This window comes from Palleronia pontilimi (assembly GCF_016412875.1).
Classification (GTDB): Bacteria; Pseudomonadota; Alphaproteobacteria; order Rhodobacterales; family Rhodobacteraceae; genus Palleronia; species Palleronia pontilimi.
In genome coordinates this window covers 260,552-287,154 of record NZ_JAEKPD010000008.1, presented here as the reverse complement: position 1 = coordinate 287,154, position 26,603 = coordinate 260,552, and the positions used below count along the sequence as shown (strand labels likewise).

Sequence of the window (26,603 nt, the reverse complement as noted above, 5' to 3'; positions counted from 1 at the left end):
AGTCCAGTTCGCAATGGCCCGGATACCGGGGAGAAGGTCAATTGGCTCAGTCCGGTCGGAAGGGCTTACCAGCCCCCAGAAGACGTGGTGGGGGTTGTCCTCGTCGGTCGGCGCGGGGGCATTCTGGCGGATGTAGGCGCAGAGGATCTTCATGATTTGCACGTGGTCGCGGTGGCTGTCCTCGGCGATGCGGGCGAGTGCGTAAATGGCACCAATGCGGACTTCTAGATTGGGTTGTGTCTTGCTCAATACTTCCCAATTTTCAGTTACTTCCCAATCGAGTTCCCGCGTATCATTCTCGATTTGCGGATCATCGCTCCACTCAAATTCCCACCGAAAATTCTCCTTGGACTTTTCACCCTCGTACCAGCCTACATATCGACCAAACCGCGAGACATTTTTATCCTCGCCGAGGTTCTTCACCGCGGCGTTGATGCGGTCGGTGATGTGGCCCTGTTCGGCTGTGACGGTCTGGCGTTCGGTCGTCCAGACCCGGATGAGGGCAAGAGGGATGCCGAGAAGGCCACCGAGTGCTGTCAGAAGGCCGACAAGAGCCAGAACGGACCAGCGCAGATCGTCGGCGTCTTGGTCGCTGATCGAGTTGCCGGTTCGCAGCAGCGCGTAAAGGATGAACAGAACAAGGATCAGCCAGATCGGGCTGAAGATCAGCGCCATCCACTTCACAGCGCCGAGTTGCCAATTGTGGTTGAGCGCCTCTTTCCCGGTCAGGATCCGAAGCGCGCGGTCGCGCGGAAGCATTGCCAGCGCAGCGCACGTCAATGCAACGATCGCCCAGATTAGGTATATCATTTCGCGCACTCACCCTACTTGTCACACTGCGGCCACTTTGACCCGCCGAGGGCAACTGGACAAGCCACGCGGGCGCGGATAAGCACGACGCGATTTGATTGGGGGCGCGCGCGCCCTGCACCAGACCAAGGATATCGACCATGTTTGCCACTCCCGCCTATGCGCAGGCCGCCGGGGGCGCCGGGGGCGCGTTCGCCAGCTTCGTGCCGCTGATCCTGATCTTCGCCATCATGTATTTCCTGCTGATCCGTCCGCAGCAAAAGAAGGTGAAAGAGCACCAGAAGATGGTCGAGGCGCTGCGACGGGGTGACCAGGTCGTGACCGCGGGCGGGCTGCTCGGCAAGGTCGTGAAGGTGGACGAGGGCGAAGCGACGGTCGAGCTGGCCGAGGGCGTGAAAGTGCGCGTCATCAAGTCCACGATCGCGCAGGTGCGGTCCAAGACCGAGCCCGCCGACGCCTGACCTCTCGCCCGAAAGGCGTTCGACATGCTGCAAATCCCCACTTGGAAGCGCGTCTTCATCTGGGCCTTGGTGGCGCTGGGACTGATCCTGGCGCTGCCCAACGCGTTCTACAGCCGCGTCGAGCAGGCCAACGATGCCCGCGCCGAGATCGAGACGATGGGTTCGACCGAGGCGCGCGAGGCGCAGGCGGGCCAGTGGCCCGATTTCCTGCCCTCGGGGCTGGTGAACCTGGGGCTGGACCTGCGGGGCGGTGCGCATCTGCTGGCCGAGGTGCAGGTCGAGGACGTGTACGAGGGCCGCATGGACGGCATCTGGCCCGAACTGCGTGACGCCCTGCGGGACGCCCGCGACGAGGTGGGCACGATCCGCCGGGTGGATGAAGGCGGCGACGCGCTGGTGGTGCGGCTGAACGACCCTTCGGGGATGCAGCGCGCGCTGGAAATCGCGCGCGGACTGGCGCGGCCCGTAGCCACGCTGACCGGTGTCGGCGCGCAGGACCTGGACGTGTCGGGGGAGGGCGATCTGCTGACCGTGCAATTGTCCGAAGAAGAGCGCGCGGCCACCGACGACCGCACGATCCGCCAGAGCCTTGAGATCATCCGCCGCCGCGTCGACGAGGTGGGCACGCGCGAGCCCACGATCCAGCGGCAGGGCAGCGACCGCATCCTGATCCAGGTGCCCGGCATCGGGTCCGCCGAGGAACTGAAGGCGCTGATCGGCACCACGGCGCAGCTGACCTTCAACCCGGTGATCAGCCGCTCGGGCGATCCCGACGCCGCGGTCTCGTCGCGGCAGGTGGTCTATCCGCTGCTGGACGAGCCGGGCGTGTTCTACACGCTGGAACGCTCTCCCGTGGTGTCGGGCGAGGATCTGGTGGACGCCCAGCCCAGCTTCGACCAGAACGGCCGCCCCGCCGTGACCTTCCGCTTCAATCCCACCGGCGCGCGGGCCTTCGGCGACTACACCGCCGAGAATATCGGCTCGCCCTTCGCCATCGTGCTGGACGAGGAAGTGATCAGCGCGCCGGTGATCCAAAGCCACATCCCCGGCGGCAGCGGCATCATCACCGGCAATTTCACGGTCGAGGAATCGACCCAGCTGGCCGTGCTGCTGCGCGCGGGCGCGCTTCCGGCCGAGCTGACGTTCCTGGAAGAACGCACAATCGGCCCCGAGCTGGGCCAAGACAGCATCGACGCGGGCCGCATCGCGTGCCTCGTGGCCTTCGGGGCGGTGCTGGTCTTCATGGCGCTCAGCTACGGGCTGTTCGGGATCTTCGCCAACATCGCGCTGCTGATCAACGTGGGGCTGCTGTTCGGTCTTCTGTCGCTGATCGGCGCCACGCTGACGCTGCCGGGCATCGCCGGGATCGTGCTGACCATCGGCATGGCGGTCGACGCCAACGTGCTGGTCTTCGAGCGCATCCGTGAAGAACTGAAGACCGCCAAGGGGCCGTCCCGCGCGATAAGCCTGGGCTACGAGAAGGCGCTCAGCGCCATCGTGGACGCCAACATCACCACCTTCATCGTGGCCACGATCCTGTTCATGCTGGGCTCGGGTCCGGTGCGCGGCTTCGCGGTGACGCTGGGCCTGGGGATCCTGACCTCGGTCTTCACGGCGATCTTCGTCACGCGGTTGCTGGTCGTCACCTGGTTCGACCGCCGCCGCCCCAAAACCATCGAGGTCTGACATGCGCCTGCGCCTGGTTCCCGACGAGACGAATTTCGACTTCTTCCGCCACGCCAAGGTGACCTTCGGCGCGTCCTGCGTGGCGATGGTGCTGTCCATCGTGGTCTGGTTGGTGATGGGCCTGAATTTCGGTATCGACTTCCAGGGCGGCACCACGATCCGCACGCAATCGGTCCGAGCAGTGGACGTGAGCGCCTATCGCCAGGCCATCGCGCCGCTGGAGCTGGGCGATGTGTCGATCAGCGAGGTCTTCGATCCCGGCTTCGAGGACGACCAGAACGTGGCCATGGTCCGGATCCAAGCGCAGGATGGCCAGGAAAGCGTGGCCGCCGATACTATCGCGGCCGTCGAGGCCGCTTTGCAGCAGGTCGACCCGTCGATCACTTTCCCGTCGGTGGAATCGGTGGGGCCCAAGGTGTCGGGCGAGCTGATCAAGACCGCGTTCCTGGCCGTCGCCGTGTCGTTGGGCGCGATCCTGATCTATATCTGGCTGCGCTTCGAATGGCAGTTCTCGGTGGGCGCGGTGGCCGCGCTGTTTCACGACGTGATCCTGACCATCGGGCTGTTCTCGGTGCTGCAGATCCGCTTCGACCTGGCCACCATCGCGGCGATCCTGACGATCATCGGCTATTCGATCAACGACACGGTGGTGATCTTCGACCGGCTGCGCGAGAACCTGATCAAGTGGAAACAGCGCCCCTTGAAGGACGTGATGAACCTGAGCGTCAACGAAACGCTGAGCCGTACGATCATGACCTCGGGGACGACGCTGCTGGCGCTGATCGCGCTGCTGGTGCTGGGTGGCGACGTGATCCGCGGCTTCGTCTTCGCCATCACTTGGGGCATCATCGTCGGCACCTATTCATCGGTGTTCGTCGCCAAGAACATCGTGCTGTTTCTGGGGGTGAAGCGCGACTGGTCCAAGCCGGACAAGACCGAAGGCAACCAGTTCGCCAATATCGATCCTTGAGCGTGCGGGGCCCGCGCGGCCCTGACGCCCAAGTGCCTCCATGCTGAGCGCCATCGCGCACCAGCCCGGTCTGGGGTGGCTCGTTGCTGCCGCAATCGCCGCAGGCGTCGTGCGCGGTTTTTCGGGGTTCGGCACGGCGATGGTGTTCCTGCCCGTGGCCGGTCAGGTGATGCCGCCGGTGCCCGCTCTGGTCACGCTGCTGGCGATGGATCTGCTGGGGCCGCTACCGAATGTGCCTGCCGCGTGGCGGGTGGCCGAGCGGCGCGATCTGGGGCGGCTGGCGCTGGGGCTCGTCGCCGGATTGCCGCTGGGGCTGGGTCTGCTGGTGCTGCTGCCGGGCGAGGTGTTCCGCTATATCGTGTCGATCACCGCGCTGGTCCTGTTGGTGCTCCTGGTGGCGGGCTTTCGCTATCGCGGTGCGATGGGGCCGCGCCTGATGCTGGGCACGGGCGGTATCGGGGGCCTCTTCGGCGGGGCTGCGGGCATCGCGGGCCCGCCGGTGATCCTGCTCTACATGGCATCCGATAAGCCGGTGGCCGCGATCCGGGCAAACCTGCTATTGTTTCTGGTGATCGTGGACATTGCGGCGCTGGTGCTGCTGGGCCTGTGGGGGCGGCTTGGAGCCGCGCCGCTGGTTCCGGGGCTGGCGCTCTGCGCGCCTTACCTGCTGGCGAACGTGGCGGGGGCCGCTATGTTTCGGCCGGAACGGGCGCGGGCGTATCGGCTTGTGTCCTATGGCATCATCGCGGCATCGGCCCTGACGGGTCTGCCGATCTGGGATTGAGGAATGTAATGGAACTTCAGGACATGCCGTTCGAAGGCGAGCGGCCGATCGACGGCTATGGCCCCGGTTTCTTCCGCGTGGGTGGCCAGGTGCACGAGGGTGCGATCGCCGTGCTGCCCGATGGCGTGCGCGCCTGGGGCGGGCTGGGGGACACGGCGACCTTGCTGGCCGCGGCGGGCGAGATCGACGTGCTGCTGATGGGCATGGGCGCCGAGATCGCCCACGCGCCCGCGTCTCTGCGCACCGCGCTGGAAGCGGCGGGCGTCGGGGTCGAGGTCATGGCCTCGCCGCCGGCGTGCCGGACCTACAACGTGCTTCTGAGCGAAGGCCGCCGCATCGGCGTGGCCCTGTTGCCGGTCCTGTGAGCGGCCTGGCCGCGCGCGATCTGGCGGTGGCGCGGGGCGGCGTGCCGCTGCTGGCGGGCCTGTCCTTCGACGTGGCCCCGGGTTCGGCGCTGGTGCTGACGGGGCGCAACGGGATCGGCAAGACGACGCTGCTGCGCACGCTCGCTGGCCTGCAGCCACCGCTGGTCGGCGAGGTGACGCCGGGGGGCGACCGGATCGCCTATGGCGCGCATGCGGACGGGATGAAGGGCACGCTGACGGTGGCCGAGAACCTGGCGTTCTGGGCGAAGATGCACGGCGCGGGCGACATCGCCGCGGCGCTGGAGGCGTTTCAACTGAGCGCTCTGCGCGACCGGGCCGCACAGCACCTGTCGGCAGGGCAGCGGCGCAGGCTGGGTTTGGCGCGGATGCTGCTGACCGGGCGGCCGATCTGGCTGCTGGACGAGCCCACCGTGTCGCTGGACCGCGACAGTGTCTTGCGCTTCGCCGACGCGGTGCGGGCCCACCTGGGCGGCGGCGGCATCGCGGTGCTGGCCAGTCACGTGGATCTGGGCATCGAGGCGCAAGTGCTCGAGCTCGAGGCGTTTCGCGTACGTCCCGGCACGGTGCAGGGCGACGTGTTCGCGGGCGAGGCGGTGGAATGATCCGCATCCTGGCGCGGGACCTGAGGCTCGCGGTGCGCGCGGGCGGCGGCTTCGGCCTGAGCTTGGCCTTTTTCCTGATTGTCGTGGTGCTGGTGCCCTTCGCGATCGGCCCCGAAACCGCGCGCCTGTCGCCTATCGCGCCGGGCGTGCTGTGGATCGGCGCGCTGCTGGCGTGCCTGTTGTCCCTTGACCGGGTGTTCGCCCTGGACCGCGAGGACGGCGCGCTGGACCTGCTGGCCACGGCGCCGGTCCCGCTCGAGGGCGTGGCACTGGCCAAGGCGGCGGCGCATTGGTTGACCACCGGGCTGCCGCTCAGCCTGGCCGCGCCGTTCCTGGCGGTGCTGCTGGGGCTGCCTTGGCCGGGCCATCCCTGGCTGTGCGTGTCGCTTCTGGTGGGCACGCCGGCATTGTCGCTGATCGGAACGTTCGGCGCGGGCCTGACGGTCGGACTGAAGCGGGGCGGCCTGCTTCTGAGCCTGCTGGTCCTGCCGCTCTACGTGCCGACGCTGATCTTCGGAGCGGACGTCGCCCGGCGGGGGGCGGAGGGGCTGGATCTGGGCGCGCCGCTGTCGCTTCTGGGGGCGGTGACGGCGGGATGCGTGGCCCTGCTGCCCTTCGCAACTGCCGCGGCGCTGCGGGTCAACCTGCGCTAAGGCGTCACGTCTGTGTCAGCGCCGCTTGAGACGCGCGCGGGCGGGCGATAAAGGAAAGCCATGTCGATCTGGACCTATGCCAACCCCGCCAAGTTCATGGCTACGACCGCCCGGGCGGTGCCGATCCTTTCGCTGCTGGCCGGGGCCTGCCTGCTGGGCGGGCTGGCCTGGGGCTTCTTCTTCACGCCCGACGATTACCGGCAGGGTGCGACGGTCAAGATCATCTATCTGCATGTGCCGTCGGCGCTGATGGCGATCAACGCGTGGCTGATGATGCTGGTCGCGTCGCTGATCTGGCTGGTCCGCCGCCATCACGTCAGCGCCTTGGCCGCAAAGGCCGCGGCGCCAGTCGGCGTCACGATGACGCTGATCGCGCTGGTCACCGGCGCGGTCTGGGGCTCGCCCATGTGGGGGACGTATTGGGCGTGGGATCCGCGGCTGACGTCGTTTCTGATCCTGTTCCTGTTCTACATTGGCTACATGGCGCTGTGGTCCGCGATCGAAGACCCCGACACCGCCGCGGACCTGACATCGGTGCTCTGCCTCGTGGGGTCGGTCTTCGCGATCCTGTCGCGCTATGCGGTGAATTTCTGGAACCAGGGTCTGCACCAGGGGGCGTCGCTGAGCCTGGACAAGGAAGAAAACGTGGCGGACGTGTTCTACTATCCGCTGTTGGTCTGCATCGCGGGTTTCGTGCTGCTGTTCGTGGCGCTGGTGTTGGCGCGGACGCGAACGGAAATCCGGGCGCGGCGTCTGCACGCGCTGCAACTGCGCGAAAGGATGGCGTGATGCCGGATCTGGGCAAATACGCGGCCGAGGTCGGAGCGGCCTACGCGGTTTCGGCAGTTCTGCTGCTGGGCATCGTGGCGCTGACTCTCTGGCAGGGCGCGCGGGTCAAGCGGGCCTTGCGGGCGGCCGAGGGGCGCAAGGATGCCTAGGATCCCCGTTCTCGCCCTGATCCCGCCTGCCGCGTTCCTGGGCCTCGCCGTGCTGTTCTTTGTGGGCATGCAGCGCGAGGATCCGGATGCGTTGCCATCGACCTTCATCGGCAAACCGGCCCCCGCGCTGGCGCTGGTGCCGCTGGGCGACCTGCCGGGCTTCACGAATGACGCGCTTCAGGCCGAGGGCGTGAAGCTGGTGAATTTCTGGGCCAGCTGGTGCGGGCCGTGCCGTGTGGAACATCCGAACCTCGAGGCGCTGGCCGCCGAAGGAATCCCGATCTACGGGATCAACTACAAGGATCGGCCCGAGAATGCCCTGAGCTTCCTGGAGGAGCTGGGCAATCCCTATATCGCCGTGGGCGCGGACGACAGCGGCGGCACGGCACGGGATTGGGGCGTCTATGGCGTGCCCGAGACCTACGTGATCGACGGGCAGGGCCGCGTGCTGGAACGGCTTGCAGGACCGATCACCCAGCGCACGCTGGACGGCCAGATCCGGCCCGCCATCGAGGCGGCGCGCGGCGAGTAGCCCGATCTAGCCGAAGATCAGCGACACGAACGCAACGACGCAGATGCCGGTTTCGAGCATCGGCAACGGAAAGGCGAATTTGCGCGTGGTGGCGCGGATGGACGAGTACATGTTCATTGCCCCCCAGCAATCACGGGCAATCCTTAACGAATTGCTGCGATTCGCCCAGAAAACACTTTGTTTCCTTTGAATCGCCGCAATTGGGGCCTTGAGACGACGAAGGCCGGGGACAATGCCCCGGCCTTCGCGCGATTGTTGCTGGTTGGTGGTCAGGCGGCCTTTGCCGTATCCGCGAGACGCCTCAGCACGTAGTGCAGCACGCCGCCGTTCTTCACGTAATCGACCTCGATCGCCGTATCGATCCGCGACTTCAAGGTGATCTCCTTCTCGGTACCGTCGGCGTAGGTGATCTTGCACTGCGCCTCGCCTCCGGGCTTCCAGTCGCCTTCGATGCCCGAAATATCGAACGTCTCGTCGCCCTTCAGGCCCAGGCTTTTGGGCGAGTCGTCGCCGGTGAATTCGAACGGCAACACGCCGAAGCCCACCAGGTTCGAGCGGTGGATCCGCTCGTAGCTGGACGCGATCACGGCCTTGACGCCCAGCAGCGCGGTGCCCTTGGCGGCCCAGTCTCGGCTTGAGCCCGCGCCGTATTGCTCGCCCGCGACCACGACCAAGGGCGTGCCCTGTTCCTGGTACTTCATCGCGGCGTCGAACATCGACATCTGCTCGCCGTCGGGGCCCTTAGTATAGCCACCTTCGACTCCGTCCAGCATCTCATTGCGGATGCGGATGTTGGCGAAAGTGCCGCGCATCATCACCTCGTGATTGCCGCGGCGCGACCCGTACGAGTTGAACTCGCGCGGGGCGACCTGGCGCTCGGTCAGGTATTGGCCGGCCGGCGAGCTTTCCTTGAACGAGCCCGCGGGGCTGATGTGGTCGGTGGTGACCATGTCGCCCAGCAACGCCAGCATCCGTGCGCCGTGGATGTTGGTGATCTCGCCCGGCTCGGTCCCCATGCCTTGGAAATAGGGCGGGTTCTGAACGTAGGTGGAGGTGGGCGGCCAGTTGTAGGTCTGGCTGTCGGTGGTCTCGACCTCTTTCCACTTCTCGTCGCCGTCGAACACGTCGGCATACTTCTCCTGGAACATCTCGCGGGTGACGGTTTTTTCCACCAATTCCGCGATCTCGTGCTGCGACGGCCACAGATCCTTAAGGAACACGTCGTTGCCGTTCTTGTCCTGGCCGAGCGGCTCGCGCGTGATGTCCACGTTCATGTCGCCGACCAGCGCATAGGCCACCACCAGCGGCGGCGACGCCAGGTAGTTGGCGCGCACGTCGGGGCTGATGCGGCCTTCGAAGTTGCGGTTGCCCGACAGGACAGAACACGCGATCAGGTCGTTCTCGGCGATGGCCTTGCTCAGCTCCTCGGGGATGGGACCCGAATTGCCGATACAGGTGGTGCAGCCATAGCCCACCAGGTTGAAGCCGATGGCATCCAGGTCGTCCTGCAGGCCGGTCTGCTCGAGATAGGAGGACACGACCTGCGATCCCGGCGCCAGCGAGGTCTTCACCCAGGGCTGCCGGTCGAGACCGAGCTCGCGCGCCTTGCGGGCCACAAGCCCCGCGCCGATCATCACGTAAGGGTTCGACGTGTTGGTGCAGGACGTGATCGACGCGATGACGATGGACCCGTCATGCAGGGCGAAGGTTTTTTCCTCGCCGTCGATATCCGTCATGGTGACCTGGGTCTGCTTGTGCTTGCCCTTGTCGCCGGGGATCTTCTTGGGGGCGGGGGGGCCGCCCTCGGCTTCCCAGCGCGTCGCCTCGCGCTCGGTCGTTTTCTGATTGTTGCGCTGGCCGTCGATATAGGCGTGGAACTTCGCCGCGGCGTCGTCCAGGTCGATATGCTGCTGCGGATGCTTGGGGCCCGAGATGGCGGGCTTCACCGTCGACATATCCAGCTCGAGCGTGTCGGTGAAGATCGGCTCGGCGCCCGGCTTGCGCCACAGGCCCTGCTCCTTGGCGTAGGCTTCGACCAGCGCTATGGTGTCTTTGTCGCGGCCGGTCTGGGTCAGGTAGCGCAGGGTTTCGTCGTCGATGGGGAAGAAGGCGCAGGTGCCGCCGAATTCGGGGCTCATGTTGCCGATCGTGGCGCGGTCGGCCAGCGGCACGTTGTCCAGTCCGTCGCCGTAGAATTCGACGAATTTCTGCACCACGCCCTTTTCGCGCAGCATCTCGCAGACGCGCAGCACCAGGTCGGTGGCGGTGGTGCCCTCGGGCATGGCGCCGCTCAGCTTGAAGCCCACGACCTCGGGGATCAGCATCGATACGGGCTGGCCCAGCATGGCGGCTTCGGCTTCGATCCCGCCGACGCCCCAGCCCAGCACGGCCGCGCCGTTGACCATGGTGGTGTGGCTGTCGGTGCCCACCAGCGTGTCCGGGTAGGCGACCATGTCGCCATGTTGATCCTTGTCGGACCAGACGGTCTTGGCCAGGTATTCCAGGTTCACCTGGTGGCAGATGCCGGTGCCCGGCGGCACGACGCGGAAGTTTTCAAACGCCTTCTGGCCCCATTTCAGGAACTGGTAGCGTTCGATGTTGCGCTCGTATTCGCGGTCCACATTCTGCTGGAAGGCGCGGGGGTTGCCGAATTCGTCGATCATGACCGAGTGGTCGATGACCAGGTCGACAGGGTTCAGCGGGTTGATCTTCTGCGCGTCGCCGCCAAGCTCTACGATGCCGTCGCGCATGGCTGCCAGGTCCACGACGGCCGGAACGCCGGTGAAGTCCTGCATCAGCACGCGGGCCGGGCGATAGGCGATTTCGCGGTTGGTCTTGCCGCCATTGGCCGCCCAATCCGCGAATGCCTTGATGTCGTCGGTGGTGACGGTGTTGCCGTCTTCGAACCGCAGCAGGTTCTCCAGCAGCACCTTCATCGACACCGGCAGATTCGAGAAATCACCCAGCCCGGCGTCGGACGCGGCCTGGATCGAGTAATAGGCATAGGAACTGCCCGTGGCCTGAAGCGTCTTTCGGGTCTTATTGGTATCTTGTCCAACCTCGATGGGCATGGGGCTCTCCTTGTTGAAATGCTGGGGCTGTGCGCGTCCTCGGCGGGGGCGGTCGCACCTCTTGCTGATACAAGTAGGCGGGTGCCACCTAGGTGTCAATTCAGTATTGTATGCAACAGTATGCAGTTCTATTTATTTCGCGGGACTCGCAAAACCTTGATTGGCAGGGACCACACGGTCGGGATAGCAGTGACCGGGCAAAGATGACGGAGCAGCACATGGGTTACAGGGCGGCGATTTTCGGGGCCATGGTCGCAGTTCTGCCGCCCGGGGCGCAGGCAGGCGACCAGCCCGTGGTGGTCGAACTCTATACCTCGCAAGGTTGTTCCAGCTGCCCGCCCGCCGATGAACTGGTCGGCAAGCTTGCGGGTCATGCCGACGTGTTGGCGCTGGCGCTGCACGTGGACTACTGGGACTACATCGGCTGGAAGGACATCTTCGCCGACCCGGCCCATACCCGTCGCCAGAAGAATTACGCCCGCGCGGCGGGACAGCGCACGATCTATACGCCGCAGATGGTGATCGGCGGCGTCGATCACGTGGTCGGCTACGAGCCGATGCAGGTGATGGACCTGATCCAGAAGCACAAGCGCCGCCCGGACCTCGTGCCGCTCAGCGTCAAGCGTCAGGGTCCGACCTTGCAGATCAGCGCGGATGCCGCGCCCGGGATCGATGGGGCCCTGACGGTCAACCTCGTCCAGTACACGCCCCGTGAGACGGTGGCGATCCAGCGCGGCGAAAACGCGGGGCGCAGCCTGACCTATTCGAACATCGTGACCGACTGGCAGGTGCTGGGGCAATGGGACGGCACCGCGCCCCTTGAGATCGAGACGCAGGCGGACGGGCCCGGTGCGGTCCTCCTTCAGCGGCCCGATTTCGGGGCGATCGTGGCCGCCGCGCGGATCGACTAGGCCGCCGACCGCGCTTTCTTGCCGCGGCGCTTGCGCCAGGGCTTCCAGCGGCGGTGAATCCAGAACCACTGCTCCATGTGATCGCGCACCAGCGCTTCGAGCCCGTCGTTGATCGTCTGCGTCATGGCGACGGGATCGCCCAGCGGGATCGGTTCTTGCAGGCGAATGTCGAAGGTCAGACCGTCGGGCTTGCGCAATCCGTAGCACGGCACCACGAGCGCATCGTATTTCACGGCCCATTCGCAAGCCGACGTGGCGGTGGGAGCGGGCTGGCCGAAGAATGTCACATCCGCGCCCTTCGACGAATACACATCCGTCAGGATGCCGACGATGCCGCCCTTGGCTAGGTGCCGCACGAAGCCCGCGACACCCGCGCGGTCCGACGCGAACAGCGGCTCGCCGATGGCGCTGAGGGCGGCGACGTAATGCTCGTTAAACGCCGTATTGCGCATCCGCCGATAGAGGCCCGCGATCACGTGGCCTTCCGCCGTCAGCGCGGCGCGCAGGCTGTCGAAATTGCCCAGGTGGCCGGTGATCAGCACGACGGGTCGGCCCTGGGCACGGGCTTCGCGGAACGGGGCGAGGCCGGGCCCCGAAAGCGGCGTGCCAAGGACATGATCCTTGAACTCGGCACCCGAATAGATCTCGATCAGGGTTCGCCCCACGTTGTTCGGGACCGCGCGGGCCAGACGCTCGACTTCGGCATCCGGCAGATCCGGACAGGCCAGCGCCAGGTTGGCGCGCACGCGCTTGCGCCAGCCCGCAATGGGTCCCAGGATATGTGCGCAGGTCCAGCCCATCAGGCGCACGCGGGTGCGATAGGGAAGCGCCAGAACCAGCCCCAGAAGCGCACGGATGGCCGCGTCCTGGACCTTGTCGAACGGTCGAGCTTCAGGATTGGACGCCAACGGGCTCTGCCTTCATCTGCGAACGGGCGCGCTGCGCCTGCAGCCCGCAACAGCAGACATAAAGCCCGGCAGATGCGATCACAACCATGCCCGCGACGGTTCGGTCATCGGGGGTCTCGGAAAGAAAAAGTTGTCCCTAGAAGGTTGCGAAGGTCCGGCCGGTATAGTCAAAGGACGCGTTCTGGACCGCCTCGGCCAACTGCACCGGATAGATTGGCAAAGACTGCTTGCCCGCAGTGATACCGCCGAAAAACGGCATCCGGAACGCGGTCTTGGCATTGGGTGCGGACCGATGGAGTGAATCGGTACGCTCGATACCACCGTCCCGCAAATCGCGTTGCAAAGAAGAGATGTCGAAATAATACGTGCTGTCGCAGATCATTAGCACGACCAGTTCTGCGGAGTCACCTCCTCGGTACAGGGGGGTGCGGACATCGAGGAAGAACACATGTTGGCCGTGCTGTCGTGGACGTTGACAGTCATGGTGTCGGGCAGGGACAGGCCTTATTCGACCAGCACGCTGGGGCAGGCACCCAGGCACCGTACGGCTACGATTGACAGGCGGCGTGCCTAAGTCATGCCGCCGATCCAGCGGGTCGGGCGGAAAGGAAGAAGCGGCGTGCACATGATTAGGGTTCATGATGAACGATCTCGGTGTTTTCGGCTGCGATCAGTCGCAGCGGGCTGATGTCGAAGCCGAAGGCTTTGGTTGCGATGCCGACATCGACCAGCAGTGCGTCGCGAACGGCTAGGTCCGTCCAGTCTCAGGGCCGATCTCCGCACCGATTGCGCGGCGACGGGCGTCCATGGCTGTTATCTGGGATGCCACCATGAACCGCATTCGATCAGCGATTTCGGGGTGGGTATTTTCACTAATTAACAGAAGGTTGTGAATAATTATTGATCCAGTTCTTAATAGTGGAAAAAGGGATCTAAGCATCTGTTGGGGAGTAGTCGGGCTTCAGTCCGGGAGTCATGGATTTCTGCGACGAGCGCCTTTTCGGAGACGTCATCCAAAGGCTCGGCCATGGTGAAGCGCTCGCGATAGAGCCGCTAGCGCGCGTAGTGTAGGCCGATTGTTTGGGGTTTGATCAAGAGCCCAACGTGCGTTCTACCGATCCGGTGCGGCCATGCAGATCGGTGGGAGTTCGGACGTCATCGAAGGCATTGGTGCCTGGACGCGGACTTCGTCACCGAGCCTAAGGAAGGTTTACATCGCCTCAGATAGGGCCGCGCTGCGGGAGTAGTTTTCCATATTAGCGTCGAGTTCTTTAGGGGTAAAATTGCCCAACTCGATCAGATCATGGTTCACCGACGCGATCCAACGTTCGAGAAGGGCAATCGACTCAAAACTATCTTCGCCCAGGGCTTCGAGCAAGCGACGCAAGCTGCCCACGTTGAGGTGGCCGTTTGCGTTCATGAGGTCCTTAGCCGAGTCGGTACGCTTATCACAAACCTGGAAATCGTTCTTTTTGCCGGGTGTGGTATCGGCGGCCTCGCGACCCATGTCACTCCAGCGTTTCCGGTGAAGCTGTCCATGCGTCAGGCCTCGCGCAAGCGGCAGCGTCCGACCAGATGTCCGTCAACCCTCGTCGCCACCTTCGTCGGGGTCGAGCATGCGGATCTCACCTGCGTCCACCGCGTCGCGGATGGCCGAGACGACGGCGGTCTGCGCCTTCTCGGCCTTGGCGGCGGGCACCTGTCCCAGTTCGGCGGCTTCTTCGCGCAAGGTGTCGGCCAGGCGCTGCGACATGTTTTTCAGCAGGTAGTCCACCGCGTCGCGCGTGCGGTCGTCGGCGCCGGCGATGGCGATGACCAGGTTGTCCTGGTCCACGGCCTTGGTGATGTTGGGCACGTCCTTGACGCCGATGCGGGCGGGGATGTCTTCGAAGGTGAAGATCGCCTTGCGCACGCGCTGGCCCAGATCGGCGTCCTCTTCGTCCAGCCCTTCCAACACGTCTTCGCGCGTGACCGAGGGCGAAACGTTCAGGATCGCGCCCAGCCGTTCCACGGCGGCGGCGGGGAAGGCGCGGGGCGGTTCGGCTTTAAGCTCGGCGGCCAGTGCCACGCCGATGCGGTGCACCATTTCGGGCGCGACGTCGGCCGTCTCGGACACGGCCAAGGTCAGGCGGCGCGCGGTCTTGCCGGGCAGTTTCGACAGCAATTCGGCCGCCTTGCCCACCTTCAGCTTGGACAGGATCACCGCACCCACTTCCGGGCTTTCGCGTTCCAGCAAGGGCATCAGCTGTTCGAGCTTGAATTCGACGATGGTGTCCCAGGGATCATCGGCCCAGATCGCGCCCGATTGCTTGCGCAGCCGCGCGGCCAGGTCGGGATTGATCGCCCCTTCCAGTATCGCGAGCGTGTCTTCCAGCCCGCCCGGGAAGCTCAGGCCGATACTGTCCAGCTCGGTCGCGAATTCCTCGATCACGTCGCGCAGGGTCGCGCGGTCGACGAAGCGCATCTGGGTCATTTGCGTGGTCAGTTCGGCCTGCAGCATCTCGGGTAGGTCCGACAGGGGCAGTTGCGCGCCTTCGGCCAGCAGAAGGCGCACCACGATTGCCGCCTTCTGGCGGCGCGACAGGCTTTTCGCCGTGGGTGCGCCGGGCAGGGGCCGGGCGGGCACGGGTTGGGTATTGGTCCGCAGCGCAACTTGGCCAGCCATCAAGGTCTCCGTGATTCCGGGTATGACACCTGATTAGGCCAAGGCGGTTAATCCTTTGCGAATGGCGGGCGGATCAGTAGCCGCTGAAGCGTCCGGTCTCGATCGCGGCGCGCAGGGCGTATTCCGGCCAGGTTCCGCGCCCGCCGCGCTGGCGGATCTGCGACAGCTCGGCGCTGGCCAGCGTCGCCTCGCCCTGCAGGATATATGCCTGGCCGCGATAGGATCGGGCCATCAGGTTGTCGGGGTTCTGCTTGAGCGCGCGATCATAGAACGCCATCGCCGCTTCCATGTCGCCGGATTTCCGGGTCGCGAAACCGAGATAGGTCAGGACGCGGTCGCTGTCCTGCTCGGACATGGTGGACAGGACGGCCAGCGCGTCGCGGGGCCGATCACGATAGGCAAGCTCGCGCGCAGCGTCGAAGCGCGCGTCATCGTCAAGACGGCTGTCGCGCGCATCCACGCAAGTCTTGGTCTTTTCGTCAAAGACCTGAGCGCCCTTGCACTCGGTCGTGGTTTTGGTCGTTGCGGGGGGCGCGGATGAGATTCCCGCGGCGTAGCCCGCCACGGGAAGGGCCAGCACAAGGCTGGCAGCCAGGAGGTGACGCACGGGTCTTAGCTGGAGACCGGCACGCAGCCTTGCGCTTTTTCGTCGTAAACGGTGCCATCGGCGCAGGACATCGAGGCCTGCTTGCCGTAGCTGCACTGGGCCAGCGCCAGACCGGGGGTCAGGGCCAGCACGAAGGCGGACAGGGCGATCTTCAGCGACATGGGGGGCTACTCCATCGGGTTGCGACGTGCAGACGATAGCACGCCCTGCGAACCTGTCACGCGCCGCGATTGCGACAGATCGGAGCAGGCTATGCTTCGCCAAAAACCCGCGCGAAGATCGTGTCCACGTGCTTGGTGTGATAGCCCAGATCGAATTTCTCGTTGATCCCCTCGACCCCGAGTGCCGCCACCACGTCTTCATCGGCCAGCAATTCCTCACGGAAATCGGTGCGTTCTTCCCAGACCTTCAGCGCGTTGCGCTGCACCATGGCATAGGCGTCTTCGCGGCTGACACCGGCCTGGGTCAGCGCCAGCAGCACCCGCTGGGACATGACGAGGCCGGGGAACTTGTTCATGTTGTCCAGCATGTTTTCGGGAAAGATCAGCATCTTGTCGATCACGCCCGTCAGCCGGTGCAGCGCGAAATCCAGCGTCACGGTGGCGTCGGGCGCGATGCCGCGTTCCACCGAGGAATGCGAGATGTCGCGCTCGTGCCAGAGCGCCACGTTTTCCATGGCCGGGATCACGGACATGCGGACCAGACGCCCCAGGCCCGTCAGGTTCTCGGTCAGGACCGGGTTCTTCTTGTGCGGCATGGCCGAAGACCCCTTCTGGCCCATCGAGAAGAACTCGGCGCCTTCCAGCACTTCGGTGCGCTGCATATGGCGAATCTCGGTGGCGATGTTCTCGATGCTGGAGGCCACGACGCCGAGCGCCGCGAAGAAGGCGGCGTGGCGGTCGCGGGGGATCACTTGAGTGCTGATCGGCTCGGGGGTCAGGCCCAGCTTGGCGCAGACATGCTCTTCCACGCGCGGATCGACATTGGCGAAGGTGCCCACCGCGCCGCTGATCGCGCCGGTGGCAATTTCTTCGCGCGCGGTCTTCAGGCGGCGCAGGTTGCGGTCCATCTCGGCGTAGAAGCGGGCGAAGGTCAGGCCCATGGTCGTGGGCTCGGCGTGGATGCCGTGGCTGCGGCCCACGCGGACGGTCATCTTGTGCTCGAACGCGCGGCGTTTCAGCGCCGCCAGCAGGGCGTCCACATCTGCGATCAGAATGTCGGCGGCGCGCACCAGTTGCACGTTCAGGCAGGTGTCCAGCACGTCGGAACTGGTCATCCCCTGGTGCACGAAGCGCGCATCATCGCTGCCGACATGCTCGGCCAGGTGGGTCAGGAAGGCGATGACGTCGTGCTTGGTCACGGCCTCGATCTCGTCGATGCGGGCCACGTCGAATTCGACATCCTTGGCCTTCCAGACGGCTTCGGCATTCTCGCGCGGGATCACGCCCAGATCGGCCATGGCGTCGCAGGAATGGGCTTCGATTTCGTACCAGATGCGAAACTTCGTGGCGGGCTCCCAGATCTGGACCATTTCGGGGCGGGAATAGCGGGAGATCATGGGATGGCCTTTCGCAGGAAAGCGGTTTCGGGCGGGTCATACGGCCTGAACGGGACTGCGGCAAGGCGATGCTGCCGACGCGAAAAAGGCGCGAGCTTGGGGGCCCGCGCCTTTCAATGGCGGCAAGAAGAAAGGTCGGTCATGCGTCGTAAACCGCCCGGCGGGCGATCGCATCGGTATCGCGGCCATTCAGGTCGAGGTCGATCTGGGTCTCGAGCGGCAGATGGCGTAGTTCGCCCGCCGTGCGGTTGTATTGCGCGCGCTTGGAGATGATGTCTTTGAGTCGTTCGATCATGGTCATTGGAAACTCCGTTCCTTTCGGTGCGCAGGCCTTGCTGCCTACACCCCCGATATGACCCCGATGTTAGCGCCCAACAACCGGGCGAGGATCAACCCCGCCATGCGCCGATTGCATGCCTTCGCACGGGTCGCGCGGGATCGGCCGGGCCGCCACAATCTCAATGAACGGTGGCGATCAACCAGTCGAACATGCCGGACTTTTCAAGGTCGCGTCGTCCTAGGAAGTCGAGCGCGGCCGGTAGGTCGTTGAATGCCGCGATGCTCGCGCCCCGAACCCGCATGACCTCTTCGACGATCCGGTTGGCGGTCGCCCGGCCAATCCCGGATGGCGCGACCATCGCCTTGCGGCTTGGGCCGGATTTACGGGTGCTGATAAGGCGGATCATGTCGAGCAGCTTCAGCTGGTCGCGCACGGTGATTTTCAGCTCGGTGAGATCTTTCAGGCAATCCAACTCGTAAATCCCGTCCCTAAAATGCGGATCGGATTCGATGGCGTCGAAAAATTCCAGGACTTCACGCACGGTGATGGCGCCCCTGTATTTCTTTACGATCAAATTTTCGCGCGGATGGATTTGATACATGCAGGGCATGGCGGGTCGCCTGAGGGCTATACTGCGTTGTAACCTAGACGAGTTTAGCCGAATTGTCAGCAGGACTGTGAAGAAGCGCGCGGTGTGCCGCACCTTGACACTCGAAATTGCCTTCGCGCGGTCCGTCCCGCACGAATTCGCGGCCCCGGCGATATGCCGGGGCGCGCAGGGATCGGATTAAAGCTTGCCCATGGCGACCGCGGTGTCGGCCATCCGGTTCGAGAAGCCCCATTCGTTGTCGTACCAGGTCAGGATGCGGCACATCGTGCCTTCCATAACCTTGGTCTGATCCATGTGGAAGATCGACGAATGCGGATCGTGATTGAAGTCCGAGCTGACCAGTTTTTCGTCCGTGTATCCCAGAATGCCCTTCATGGGACCGTCGGCCGCGGCGCGGATGGCATCGTTGATTTCCTGCACGCTGGTGTCGCGATCGGCCTCGAAGGTCAGGTCGACAACCGACACGTTGGGCGTGGGCACGCGGATCGCCACACCGTCGAGCTTGCCGTCGAGTTCGGGCAGCACCAGGCCCACGGCCTTGGCGGCCCCGGTCGAGGTGGGAATCATGTTCAGCGCCGCGGCGCGCGCGCGGTAAAGGTCCTTGTGCATCGTATCCAGCGTCGGCTGGTCGCCGGTATAGCTGTGGATCGTGGTCATGAAGCCGCGCTTGATGCCGATGGTGTCGTTCAGGACCTTGGCGACGGGCGACAGGCAGTTGGTGGTGCACGACGCGTTGGAGATCACGGTGTCGTCCGAGGTCAGCGTGTCGTGGTTCACACCGTAAACGATGGTCTTGTGGGCCGATCCGCAGGGCGCCGAGACCAGCACGCGGTCCGAGCCGTTTTCCAGGTGCAGCGAGGCCTTTTCCAGCGACGTGAAGATGCCGGTGCATTCCAGCGCGATATCGACGCCGTCCCACGGCAGCGCCTTGGGGTCGCGCTCGGACGTGACCTTGATGTGGCCGCGGCCCACGTCGATCCAGTCGTCGCCGGTCGTCACCTCGGCCGGGAAGCGCCCATGCACGCTGTCGTAGCGCAACAGGTGGGCGTTGGTCTCTACGGGCCCCAGGTCGTTGATATGCGTGACCTTGATATCGGTGCGGCCCGACTCGACGATGGCGCGCAGCACGTTGCGTCCGATGCGGCCGAAGCCGTTGATGCCAACCTTGACTGTCATTCGATGAAATCTCCCGTCTGAGTTCGCGACCCGGTGATCGGGTCCGTTATGTCGGTTTCAATGTATTCCGCGCGCGCCGTCAACCGGGCGCGCCTACCGCCAGAAGGCAAGGGTATGGATCAGGTCGACCAGCCGGGCGGCCAGGAAAAGGCTCGCGCCGAAATCGTTCAGCGCGTAGTCAGCAAGAAGAAGGGCCGCGATGAGCAGGCCCAGGCTTGCGGCAATCGTGTTGGTCATCGGCTGGCGTCCCGGTCTGTCCCGGCGCCACGATGGCAGGCCGCGCGAAAGAGGGCCAGACCAGGTGAGCCGTTATTTGCAGATCGTCGGGCGGGTCCTGCTGGCCGCGCTGTTCGCGGCGGGCGCCGTGCAGAAGGCCGTCGATCCGGGCCAGGTCGAAGGGCTGTTGCGGGGCATGGGCCTGCCGGGCTGGCTGGTCTGGCCCGCGCTCGTCTTCAACGGGCTGGGTGCCGTGGCGCTCGTCGCGGGGCTGTGGCTACGCCCGGTGGCGCTGTTGCTCGCGGCTTACTGCATGGTGACGAGCGTCTTCCATTTCATCCCCGCCGATGGCTGGCAGATGTCGATCTTCGTCAAGAACTGGGCGATCGCCGGGGGGCTTCTGGTGCTGGCGGGATCGCAGCCGCCCCGATAGGACGGCCCCGGCGGATCAGTCACGCGCGATCGTCAGGCGGCTTTTCGCCTCGACCGCGCGCCAAGGCTCCTGCGTGCCGTCGGGCCAGGTCACGCGCAGCTCGGCCCGATCGGCATCGCCCAGTCCGAAATGCGCGGCCACCGCGCTGCCCGAAGCGTGGCCGCCGCCCACGGTGATTTCGCGGGTGTGCAGGCGGTCGCCGATCCTGAGCTCGATGACGGCGCCCACCGCGCGCGGATTGCCACCCGGTTGCGCCAGCTCGACCTCCAGCCAGTTGCCGGTGTCGGGCGTGGCGTTCTGCCAGATCTCCAGCGGCGCGCGGCGGTTCACCACCACGAGGTCCAGCCGCCCGTCGGCGTTCAGGTCGGCGATGGCCGCGCCGCGCGCCCGATGCGGGGTTCCGATACCCGCCAGGTCGCCCCGTTCGGCGAAGGTGCCGTCGGGCTGCTGCATCAGCAGATTGTTGGGATCGGCCATGGCAAGGCCCAGCATCTGGTCCACGTTGCCCTTGGCGATGAACAGGTCCAGCCGCGCGTCGTTGTCGAAATCGGCGAACTCGGCGTGCCAGCCGGTCGATGGGCGCCCGTCATCGCCTGTGTAGGGCCGCGCGGCATAGGTGCCGACGCCGAAGGGCAGGGCGGTGAAGCGCTTGCCGTCGTTCGTCTGGATCAGCTGGTCGCCCATGGATGTCAGCACCACCTCGGCCAGCCCGTCGCCGGTGATGTCGGCGCTGGCGATGCCCATGCCCCAGAGCCGCAGGCGCGGCCAGTCGTCTGAAATCTCCCATTCCCGCAGGGGCGAAAGATCCCACATCTGCTCGTAGCCACGATTGATGTGGTAGTGCCGGTCGTTGGACATCCGCAGCAGCGGTGTGCCGTCGCGCCGCCAGTCCGAGATCAGCATCGACAGCGGACAGAAGCTGGGCGCGATCGGCTCGGCCGCACCGTAACGGTCGCCCTCGGGCCGGATCAGCCAGCTGTCGTCGCACGTGCCAAAGGGGCCGTCGGGATCATCCGCGTCGACGTAATTGCCGATGGCAAGGGTGGGCCGCGCCTGGCCGTCCTCCCACGTCGCACTAAAAGCCGTGGTCCAGGCGCTGTCCTGCGGCAGGCCCAGCGCGGCGGTGCCATCGGTGAAGGTGCAATCACCATTCCCCAACAGCGCCCGGTTCACACCGTTGCGGAGCACGAACAGGTCGATATTTTCGTCGCCGTCCAGATCGAGCGGGTAGGCGCCCGTGACGCCCGTGCGCGGGCCGATCGGCACAGGCTCGAAGGCGATGTCGCCGCCGGGCGGGGTCACGTTGCGGGCCAGAAGCGCCGGAGCCTCGCCCCCGGCGGCGAACAGATCCGGGCGTGTGTCGCCGTCGCAATCCATCAGCGCCACCCCGCCGCCCACGAAATGCGCCCAGCCACCGGAATAGACGTGGGGTGCGGGCAGGGCGCCCGCGCGGTCGATGAAGATCGGGTCGGCCAGCGCCGGGGTCGCGGCGAGACACAGAAGGGCCAGGCGGATCATGTATCCTCCAACACACCCGGCGCGCCCAGGCGCTGGGCTGTCAGCTGGCTGAGCGCCAGGGCCGCGGCGCCCCGCGCCCAGATCAGGTCGCCCCAGGCATGTATTTCGACCCGCGGGGCCGGGCGGTCCACCTGGATCGCGGCGCGTGCCATTTCGGCCAGAACCTCGTCGGCGTACAGGAAGTCGTACTCCATCCGCTCGCCGGACAGGATGATAAGTTCGGGATCGAACAGGTTGATTACGTTCGCCAATCCCACGGCCAGGTAACGACCCGCGCGGCGGAAGATCGACGTCGCCGCAGGGTCGCCGGACTTGGCGTGCTCGTAGAGCTGGGCCAGCATCCGACCCGATCCCACAAGCTCGGACGGATCCCAGTCCAGCGCGGTCGAGGCCTCGCGCACCAGCGCGTAATCGGCCACGTAAGCCTCCAGGCAGCCGCGCTGCCCACAGCGGCAGAGCGCGCCGTCAAGCTGCACCTTCGTGTGGCCGAGCTCGGTCCCCAGCCCGCGAGCGCCGCGGAACAGCCGGTTGTTCAGAACCAGCCCCATGCCCACCCCGTGCTCGATCGTGACGACGGCGAAATTACCCATGGCGCGGCCATCGCCGAACCACAACTCGGCCAGCGTCAGCAGGTTGGCGTCGTTGTCGATGACCACAGGCACGCCCAGCCGCGTGGCCAGCCGGTCCCGCAGATCGACGGGCGCGGTGTCCAGCAGCGCGGACCACAGCACAGTGCCCGCCGCGCTGTCGATGAAGCCAGGCAGGCCCAGGCCCACGGCATGCACTTCGGCGCGGGTGCGGCCCGCACGGTCAAGAAGCGTGGTCAGAAGGGTGTCGGCGATGGAATCGAAAGCGTCCGGCGAGACGGCATTGCCGACGCCCGGCTCGGTCACGTCGGCAATGGCGTTGCCCGCGAAATCGTGCAGTACCGCCGAATTGGTCGCGGCAGCGATCTTCAGGCCCGCAACGAGCCCGGCACCCGCCTGCACGGCCAGCGCCACGGGCGGACGGCCGCGCACCGTCGGTTCGGCATCGCGGCGCGGCGCGGTGATTTCCTCGAGATAGCCGGCTCCGATCAGCTCGTTGGCGGCCGACGTGACCGATGCCGGGCTGACGCCGAGATTGCGGGCAATCTCGACCCGGCTGAGCGCGCCTTCGGCCCGGACCGATTCGAAGATCAGCTGGCGCAGGGGCGCGACGGACGCGTCCGAATCCCCACGCAGCGGATGCAAAGGGCCACATCCACGTCGCTGCGCTGCAGCGGTGTCGTCGCTTTCCGTCGCTATTCTTTCATTGCCCATATTAATTCCTGCTGCATGTGCAAAATGATCCGCATAATGCGGCAGCGCAGAACAGCTTTCCTGCGCAGAGTATGGAAAAATAGGCATTTGGCAAAGGATTTATTTTGACAGGCGAAATAAATATCGCCATGCTTCGGCTTACGCAAGAATCTGGTCGTCGGCTGAACCGGCGAAACAACATCTGGGAGGATTACATGCGTCTTTCACTTCTGGCGGCCGCCGCGCTGTCCACATCGCTCACCTCGGTGGCGTTCGCCGCCGAACACGAAGGCCCCACCGTGGGCGTCAGCTGGTCCAACTTCCAGGAAGAGCGCTGGAAAACCGACGAGGCCGCGATCAAGGCCGCGCTGGATGAAGCCGGTGCCAAGTACATCTCGTCCGACGCGCAAGCCTCGGCCGCCAAGCAACTGACCGACATCGAGGCGCTGATCGCCCAGGGCGCCGACGCGCTGATCATCCTGGCCATGGACAAGGACGCCATCGGTCCTGCGATCGACCAGGCCGACAACGAAGGCATCCCGGTGGTGGGCTATGACCGCCTGATCGAGGATCCGCGCGCCTTCTACCTGACCTTCGACAACAAGGGCGTGGGCAGCATTATCGCCGAGACCGTGATGGCCGAAGCCCCCGAGGGCAACTACGCCATCATCAAGGGTGACTCGGGCGATCCCAACGCGCTGTTCCTGCTGGAAGGCATGATGGAAGTGCTGTCGCCGAAGATCGAAGCGGGCGACATCACCATCGTCGGCGAAGCCTTCACCGACGGCTGGAAGCCCGAGAATGCCCAGCGCAACATGGAGCAGATCCTGACCGCCAACAACAACGAGGTGGACGCGGTCCTGGCCGAGAATGACGGCATGGCCGGCGGCGTCATCGCGGCGCTGAACGCCCAAGGCCTGGATATTCCCGTGGGCGGGCAGGACGGCGACCTGGCGGCGCTGAACCGCGTCGCGCGCGGCACGCAGACCGTGTCGGTGTGGAAGAACTCCAACGACCTGGGCAAGGCCGCCGCCGAAATCGCGGTTTCGCTGGCCGACGGCACGGCGCTGGCCGAGGTCGAAGGCGCCGAGACCTGGTCGGGTGGCGAGAAGGGTGTCGAGATGAACGCCATCTTCCTGCAGCCCACGCCGATCACCGCAGACAACCTGAACCTGGTGATCGATGCGGGCCACATCTCGAAAGAGCAGGCTTGCGAAGGCGCCATGGACAGCGTCGAGGCCTGCCAGTAAGCGGCCTTCCCCGTCGCCGCATCCTTTTGGGGCGGCGACGGGATCCCTGTTTCTTGCGGTGTCCGGCGCAGACCGTTTCGACGGCATTCCGGTCCCCGCGATCCCTGGACCGACCCGCGCGAGGTTTCCCCCATGAGCGATGCCACCCAAGACGCCCCCGCCCATCCCGGCACCACGCAGACGGGCAAGACGGCCTGGACAAAGTTCCTGACCGCGACCGAGATCGACACCCGCCTGATCGGCATGGTCGCCGCCCTGCTGATCATCTGGACCGGCTTCCATCTCTACGGCGTGATCGTGAATGATTTCGGCGCCTTCCTGACGCCGCGCAATCTATGGAACCTGAGCGTCCAGACCTCGTCCATCGGGATCATGGCCTGTGGCATGGTGCTGGTCATCATCACCCGCCATATCGACCTGTCTGTGGGATCGATCCTGGGGTTCTGCGCCATCATCATGGGCACCGTGCAGGTGAACATCCTGCCGCAATTTCTGGGGCTGGGGCATCCGGCGATCTGGATCATCACCGTGCTGGTCGGCATCGCGATGGGGGCCTGCATCGGCGCGTTCCAGGGCGCACTGATCGCCTATGGTGCGATCCCGGCCTTCATCGTGACACTTGGCGGTCTGCTGGTCTGGCGCGGCTCGGCCTTTCTGGTCGCGCGGGGCGAGACGATTTCGCCAGTGGACGAAACGTTTTCGCTGCTGGGCGGCGGGCCTTACGGGGCAATCGGCGCGACCGGCAGCTGGATCGTCGGTCTGATCGCCTGCGCGGCCGTGGTCTTGCTTGTCCTGAACGGACGCCGTCAGCGAACCAAGTTCCGCTTTCCCCAGCACCCGGTCTGGGCCGATACCTTCATCGCCGTCGTCGGCTGCGCGGTGGCCATCGGCGCCGTGCTTCTGGTCAATTCCTACCCCTGGCCGCGCGGCATCGTGCGCCGCTACACCCAAGCCGAGGGCATCGAGATCCCCGAGGGCGGCCTGTTCATCAGCCACGGCTTCGCGATCCCGGTTCTGATCCTCCTGGCGGTGGGCATCGTCATGACCGTCCTTCTGCGCCGCACCCGGTTCGGCCGCTACGTCTTCGCCATCGGCGGCAACCCCGAGGCGGCGGCATTGGCGGGGATCAATACCCAATGGATGACCGTGAAGATCTTCGCCATTATGGGCGGCCTGGCCGGTCTTTCGGCCGTGGTCGCGTCAGCGCGCCTGAACTCGGCCACCAACGCACTTGGCACACTGGACGAGCTTTACGTCATCGCCGCAGCCGTCATCGGTGGCACGTCGCTGGCTGGTGGCGTGGGCACGGTCTTCGGCGCTATCTTGGGCGCGCTCGTGATGCAGTCCTTGCAATCGGGCATGGTGCTGATCGGCTTTGACGCCGGCATGCAGCAGGTGGTCGTGGGCTCGGTCCTGGTGCTCGCGGTGTTCCTCGACATCCTCTATCGCCGCAACTCGAAATAAGGAGAGCGATCATGGCCAAGAACCAAGGCACACCGCTGGTCGATCTGCGAAACATCTCGATCTCGTTCGGGGGCGTGCAGGCGGTCGATGACGTCTCGATCGACCTCTATCCCGGCGAAGTCGTGGGATTGCTGGGCCATAACGGCGCGGGCAAGTCGACGCTGATCAAGATCCTGGCAGGCGCCTACCGGATGGATTCGGGCGAAATCTGGATCAACGGCGAGAAGGCCGACATCAAGACCCCCGCCGATGCGCGCGACTACAACATCGAGACGATCTACCAGACGCTGGCGCTTGCCGACAACCTGGACGCCGCCGCCAACTTGTTTCTGGGGCGCGAGCTGACCACCCGGCTGGGCCTGGTGGACGATGCCACGATGGAATCCGAGACGCGCAAGATCATGGCGCGGCTGAATCCCAACTTCCAGAAATTCAGCGTGCCGGTGTCGGCGCTGTCGGGCGGCCAGCGGCAATCGGTGGCGATCGCGCGGGCGGTGTATTTCGACGCCAAGATCGTCATCATGGACGAACCCACCGCGGCGCTGGGCGTGCACGAGACCGAGATGGTGGCCGAGATCATCAAGGAGCTGAAGGCCCAGGGCCTGGGCATCTTCCTGATCAGCCACGACACGCGCGAAATGATGGCCCTGTGCGACCGGGTGTCGGTCATGAAGAACGGCGCGCTGGTCGGCACCGAGCGGGTCGAGGACGTGACCGAGGACGACATCCTGTCGATGATCATCCTGGGCAAGAACCCCAAGCGCGAGGCCGCGTGAGGGGCGCAGATTAGCCAACATAATCTGAGTCAGATCATCGGAGATAATTTGGTCTCAG

At 65.3% G+C, this 26,603-nt stretch carries 30 protein-coding genes; 15 read left to right on the top strand and 15 right to left on the bottom strand.

The window, feature by feature from the left end:
• Positions 1-819, bottom strand: an 819-nt coding sequence (locus tag ILP92_RS10195; RefSeq protein WP_214650011.1) for a hypothetical protein, incomplete at its 3' end; no start/stop codon positions are given.
• 131 nt (positions 820-950) lie between these two features.
• On the opposite strand from ILP92_RS10195, the gene yajC reads away from it, so the two are divergent.
• The 10 genes from yajC to ILP92_RS10145 are packed head-to-tail and all read left to right on the top strand — an operon-like array spanning position 951 to position 7,822.
• Positions 951-1,271: a preprotein translocase subunit YajC gene (gene yajC, locus ILP92_RS10190; RefSeq protein ID WP_198916270.1), complete on the top strand. Its 321-nt coding sequence runs from the start codon at positions 951-953 to the stop codon at positions 1,269-1,271.
• A gap of 24 nt (positions 1,272-1,295) precedes the next feature.
• Positions 1,296-2,957, top strand: a complete 1,662-nt coding sequence (gene secD, locus ILP92_RS10185; protein WP_198916269.1) for a protein translocase subunit SecD — start codon at positions 1,296-1,298, stop codon at positions 2,955-2,957.
• A gap of 1 nt (position 2,958) precedes the next feature.
• Positions 2,959-3,927: a protein translocase subunit SecF gene (gene secF / locus ILP92_RS10180; RefSeq protein WP_198916268.1), complete on the top strand. Its 969-nt coding sequence runs from the start codon at positions 2,959-2,961 to the stop codon at positions 3,925-3,927.
• 40 nt (positions 3,928-3,967) lie between these two features.
• Positions 3,968-4,711 (top strand): TSUP family transporter, encoded by a 744-nt coding sequence (locus ILP92_RS10175; RefSeq protein WP_198916267.1) that lies wholly within the window; start codon positions 3,968-3,970, stop codon positions 4,709-4,711.
• A gap of 8 nt (positions 4,712-4,719) precedes the next feature.
• Positions 4,720-5,076, top strand: a complete 357-nt coding sequence (locus ILP92_RS10170) for an Mth938-like domain-containing protein (protein ID WP_198916266.1) — start codon at positions 4,720-4,722, stop codon at positions 5,074-5,076.
• A 5-nt stretch (positions 5,077-5,081) separates the two neighbouring features.
• Positions 5,082-5,699 (top strand): heme ABC exporter ATP-binding protein CcmA, encoded by a 618-nt coding sequence (ccmA, locus tag ILP92_RS10165; RefSeq protein WP_198916294.1) that lies wholly within the window; start codon positions 5,082-5,084, stop codon positions 5,697-5,699.
• Positions 5,696-6,352 carry a heme exporter protein CcmB gene (ccmB, locus tag ILP92_RS10160; RefSeq protein ID WP_198916265.1) on the top strand — a complete coding sequence of 219 codons (657 nt, stop codon included), beginning with the start codon at positions 5,696-5,698 and terminating at the stop codon, positions 6,350-6,352. Before ccmA ends, ccmB begins: the two co-directional genes overlap by 4 nt.
• A 60-nt stretch (positions 6,353-6,412) precedes the next feature.
• Positions 6,413-7,141, top strand: a complete 729-nt coding sequence (locus tag ILP92_RS10155; RefSeq protein WP_198916264.1) for a heme ABC transporter permease — start codon at positions 6,413-6,415, stop codon at positions 7,139-7,141.
• Positions 7,141-7,290 (top strand): heme exporter protein CcmD, encoded by a 150-nt coding sequence (gene ccmD / locus ILP92_RS10150; protein WP_214650010.1) that lies wholly within the window; start codon positions 7,141-7,143, stop codon positions 7,288-7,290. The genes ILP92_RS10155 and ccmD overlap by 1 nt, the downstream gene beginning before the upstream one ends.
• Complete coding sequence (locus tag ILP92_RS10145) at positions 7,283-7,822, top strand: DsbE family thiol:disulfide interchange protein (RefSeq protein ID WP_198916262.1); 540 nt, start codon at positions 7,283-7,285, stop codon at positions 7,820-7,822. The genes ccmD and ILP92_RS10145 overlap by 8 nt, the downstream gene beginning before the upstream one ends.
• Positions 7,823-8,091: 269 nt before the next feature.
• Here ILP92_RS10145 and acnA read toward each other — a convergent pair whose 3' ends face one another.
• The gene (gene acnA / locus ILP92_RS10140) at positions 8,092-10,893 is read right to left on the bottom strand and encodes an aconitate hydratase AcnA (RefSeq protein WP_198916261.1); all 2,802 of its coding nucleotides are present in this window, start codon (positions 10,891-10,893) and stop codon (positions 8,092-8,094) included.
• 218 nt (positions 10,894-11,111) lie between these two features.
• On the opposite strand from acnA, the gene ILP92_RS10135 reads away from it, so the two are divergent.
• Positions 11,112-11,804: a DUF1223 domain-containing protein gene (locus ILP92_RS10135; RefSeq protein WP_198916260.1), complete on the top strand. Its 693-nt coding sequence runs from the start codon at positions 11,112-11,114 to the stop codon at positions 11,802-11,804.
• Here the strand turns inward: ILP92_RS10135 and ILP92_RS10130 are convergent.
• The 11 genes from ILP92_RS10130 to ILP92_RS10080 form a co-directional block, all read right to left on the bottom strand.
• Positions 11,801-12,712 (bottom strand): lysophospholipid acyltransferase family protein, encoded by a 912-nt coding sequence (locus tag ILP92_RS10130; RefSeq protein ID WP_198916259.1) that lies wholly within the window; start codon positions 12,710-12,712, stop codon positions 11,801-11,803. The two genes, ILP92_RS10135 and ILP92_RS10130, sit on opposite strands and share 4 nt — an antisense overlap.
• Positions 12,713-12,848: 136 nt before the next feature.
• Positions 12,849-13,160 carry a hypothetical protein gene (locus ILP92_RS10125; protein ID WP_198916258.1) on the bottom strand — a complete coding sequence of 104 codons (312 nt, stop codon included), beginning with the start codon at positions 13,158-13,160 and terminating at the stop codon, positions 12,849-12,851.
• 762 nt (positions 13,161-13,922) lie between these two features.
• Positions 13,923-14,219, bottom strand: coding sequence for an SH3-like domain-containing protein (locus ILP92_RS10120; protein WP_198916257.1), 297 nt, complete (start codon positions 14,217-14,219; stop codon positions 13,923-13,925).
• A 75-nt stretch (positions 14,220-14,294) separates the two neighbouring features.
• A complete protein-coding gene (locus tag ILP92_RS10115) occupies positions 14,295-15,377 on the bottom strand; it encodes a flagellar motor switch protein FliG (protein ID WP_198916256.1) in 1,083 nt (360 codons plus the stop codon).
• A 73-nt stretch (positions 15,378-15,450) separates the two neighbouring features.
• On the bottom strand, positions 15,451-15,984 hold the full coding sequence (locus ILP92_RS10110; protein ID WP_198916255.1) for a tetratricopeptide repeat protein: 534 nt from the start codon (positions 15,982-15,984) through the stop codon (positions 15,451-15,453).
• A gap of 5 nt (positions 15,985-15,989) precedes the next feature.
• The gene (locus ILP92_RS10105; RefSeq protein ID WP_235971303.1) at positions 15,990-16,145 is read right to left on the bottom strand and encodes a carbohydrate-binding module family 14 protein; all 156 of its coding nucleotides are present in this window, start codon (positions 16,143-16,145) and stop codon (positions 15,990-15,992) included.
• 89 nt (positions 16,146-16,234) lie between these two features.
• A complete protein-coding gene (purB, locus tag ILP92_RS10100) occupies positions 16,235-17,542 on the bottom strand; it encodes an adenylosuccinate lyase (protein ID WP_198916254.1) in 1,308 nt (435 codons plus the stop codon).
• A 139-nt stretch (positions 17,543-17,681) separates the two neighbouring features.
• Positions 17,682-17,843 (bottom strand): hypothetical protein, encoded by a 162-nt coding sequence (locus tag ILP92_RS10095; protein WP_198916253.1) that lies wholly within the window; start codon positions 17,841-17,843, stop codon positions 17,682-17,684.
• Between the two features lie 157 nt (positions 17,844-18,000).
• On the bottom strand, positions 18,001-18,432 hold the full coding sequence (locus ILP92_RS10090; RefSeq protein WP_198916252.1) for a hypothetical protein: 432 nt from the start codon (positions 18,430-18,432) through the stop codon (positions 18,001-18,003).
• Between the two features lie 177 nt (positions 18,433-18,609).
• Positions 18,610-19,608, bottom strand: a complete 999-nt coding sequence (gene gap, locus ILP92_RS10085; RefSeq protein ID WP_198916251.1) for a type I glyceraldehyde-3-phosphate dehydrogenase — start codon at positions 19,606-19,608, stop codon at positions 18,610-18,612.
• 93 nt (positions 19,609-19,701) lie between these two features.
• Positions 19,702-19,845 carry a hypothetical protein gene (locus ILP92_RS10080; protein ID WP_198916250.1) on the bottom strand — a complete coding sequence of 48 codons (144 nt, stop codon included), beginning with the start codon at positions 19,843-19,845 and terminating at the stop codon, positions 19,702-19,704.
• Between the two features lie 64 nt (positions 19,846-19,909).
• Between ILP92_RS10080 and ILP92_RS10075 the strand changes: the two genes are divergently transcribed.
• Complete coding sequence (locus ILP92_RS10075) at positions 19,910-20,257, top strand: DoxX family protein (protein ID WP_368667865.1); 348 nt, start codon at positions 19,910-19,912, stop codon at positions 20,255-20,257.
• A gap of 15 nt (positions 20,258-20,272) precedes the next feature.
• Here ILP92_RS10075 and ILP92_RS10070 read toward each other — a convergent pair whose 3' ends face one another.
• Together ILP92_RS10070 and ILP92_RS10065 are read right to left on the bottom strand one after the other, a co-directional pair.
• Positions 20,273-21,775, bottom strand: a complete 1,503-nt coding sequence (locus tag ILP92_RS10070; RefSeq protein ID WP_198916248.1) for a CRTAC1 family protein — start codon at positions 21,773-21,775, stop codon at positions 20,273-20,275.
• Positions 21,772-23,076: an ROK family transcriptional regulator gene (locus ILP92_RS10065; protein WP_198916247.1), complete on the bottom strand. Its 1,305-nt coding sequence runs from the start codon at positions 23,074-23,076 to the stop codon at positions 21,772-21,774. The genes ILP92_RS10070 and ILP92_RS10065 overlap by 4 nt, the downstream gene beginning before the upstream one ends.
• 194 nt (positions 23,077-23,270) lie before the next feature.
• Between ILP92_RS10065 and xylF the strand changes: the two genes are divergently transcribed.
• The 3 genes from xylF to ILP92_RS10050 all read left to right on the top strand — a co-directional run bounded on the left by xylF (position 23,271) and on the right by ILP92_RS10050 (position 26,545).
• Entirely contained in the window at positions 23,271-24,305 is a 1,035-nt protein-coding gene (gene xylF / locus ILP92_RS10060) for a D-xylose ABC transporter substrate-binding protein (RefSeq protein WP_198916246.1), read from the top strand.
• Between the two features lie 132 nt (positions 24,306-24,437).
• Positions 24,438-25,769 (top strand): sugar ABC transporter permease, encoded by a 1,332-nt coding sequence (locus tag ILP92_RS10055; protein ID WP_198916245.1) that lies wholly within the window; start codon positions 24,438-24,440, stop codon positions 25,767-25,769.
• A gap of 11 nt (positions 25,770-25,780) precedes the next feature.
• Positions 25,781-26,545 carry an ATP-binding cassette domain-containing protein gene (locus ILP92_RS10050; protein ID WP_198916244.1) on the top strand — a complete coding sequence of 255 codons (765 nt, stop codon included), beginning with the start codon at positions 25,781-25,783 and terminating at the stop codon, positions 26,543-26,545.
• Positions 26,546-26,603: the final 58 nt, after the last annotated feature.